Genomic DNA, 1872 nt, shown 5'->3' with positions numbered 1-1872 from the left:
GGTTTACGCAGGTCAGCCTCAGGAATCCCGTGTTCGCCACCATGGTCATGCTGGCCATCGTGGTGCTGGGGCTGTTTTCGTACCAGCGCATGCAGGTCGACCAGTTCCCCAACATCGACTTCCCGGTGGTCGTCATCACCGCCGAATACCCGGGCGCTTCGCCCGAGATCGTTGAAAGCGAAGTCACCAAAAAAATTGAAGAAGGCGTCAACTCGATCGCCGGCATCAACGCGCTGACCTCGCGCAGCTACGAAGGCCAGGCGGTCGTCATCATGGAGTTCCAGCTCTATATCGACGGGCGCCGGGCCGCCGAAGATGTGCGCGAAAAAATCGCCGCCATCCGGCCCAATTTTCGCGATGAAGTGAAAGAGCCGCGCGTGCTGCGCTTCGACCCGGCGAGCCGGGCGATCTGGTCCGTTGCAGTATTGCCCAATGCCCAAAGCGGTAATGCCATGTCGGCCGTGGAGCTCACCAACTGGTCTGATCAGGTCTTGAAAAAGCGCCTGGAGAACGTGCGCGGCGCGGGCTCCGTCACTTTGGTGGGCGGCACCAAGCGCGAGATCAACGTCTACCTGAATCCGCAGGCCATGGAGTCGCTGGGCATCACGGCTGACCAGGTGGTCAACGCCGTGCGCAACGAAAACCAGGACCTGCCCGTAGGCGCGATCCGCTCGCTGCAGCAGGAGCGGGTCGTCAAGATCGATGCACGCATGAAGCGGCCCGAAGATTTCGGAAAAATCATCGTGGCGCGCAAGGGCGCTGCGCCGGTCACGGTGGACCAGGTGGCGCGCATTGCCGACGGCGCGCAGGAAATCGACAGCCTGGCGCTGTACAACGGCCAGCGCACGCTGCTGCTGTCGGTGCAAAAAGCGCAGGACGAAAACACCATTGCCGTGGTGGATGGCCTGAACCAGGCAATCAAGGACATCCAGCCGCAACTGCCGCCCGGTGCACGGCTGGAACTGATCACCGACGGCTCGCGGCCGATTCGCGTGGCCGTTGAAAACGTGCGCCGCACGCTGATTGAAGGCGCGTTGCTGACGGTGCTGATTGTTTTCCTGTTCCTGAACTCGTGGCGCTCCACGGTGATCACCGGGCTCACGCTGCCGATCTCCATCATCGGCACCTTCCTGTTCATGAACCTGTTCGGCTTCACCATCAACATGATCACGCTGATGGCGCTGTCGCTGTGCGTGGGCCTGCTGATCGACGACGCGATTGTGGTGCGCGAGAACATCGTGCGCCATGTGCAGATGGGSAAGGGCCCTTACCAGGCTTCGCTCGACGGCACGCAGGAGATCGGCCTGGCGGTGTTGGCCACCACGTTCTCCATCGTCGCCGTGTTCCTGCCGATTGGCTTCATGGGCGGCATCATCGGCAAGTTCTTCCATGAGTTCGGCGTGACCATCGTGGCGGCGGTGCTGATCTCGATGTTTGTGAGTTTTACGCTGGACCCGATGCTCTCCAGCATCTGGCACGACCCTTCGATAGAAGCGCACGGCAAGCGCCATGCGCCCGTTACTTTCTACGACAAAACCATAGGCCGCGTCACCGGCTGGTTTGACCACGCCACCGACTCGTTGAGCAACAGCTACCAGGGCATCCTGCGCTGGTCATTGAGCCACAAGCTGGCCACGCTGGCCCTGGCCGTGGTGATTTTTGTCACCAGCATCTTTATGGTGCCGCTGCTGGGCACAGAGTTCGTGCCCAAGGCCGACTTCTCGGAAACCTCGCTCAACTTCTACACGCCGGTGGGCTCGTCACTGGAAACCACCGAGGCCAAGGCGCGGCAGGTGGAAGCCATCATCCGCGAGTTTCCAGAAGTGAAGTACACGCTGGCCACGCTGAACACCGGCAATGCCCAGGGCAAGA

General features: G+C 61.3%; 1 protein-coding gene. It reads left to right on the top strand.

Annotated elements, in window-relative coordinates:
- On the top strand, positions 1-1872 hold a 1872-nt coding region (locus AC1D0Z_RS20705), incomplete at both ends, for an efflux RND transporter permease subunit (protein ID WP_477660044.1).

The sequence above is a fragment of the Polaromonas sp. P1_E3 genome (genome assembly GCF_056405935.1).
This window is presented reverse-complemented; position numbering and strand designations above follow the sequence as displayed.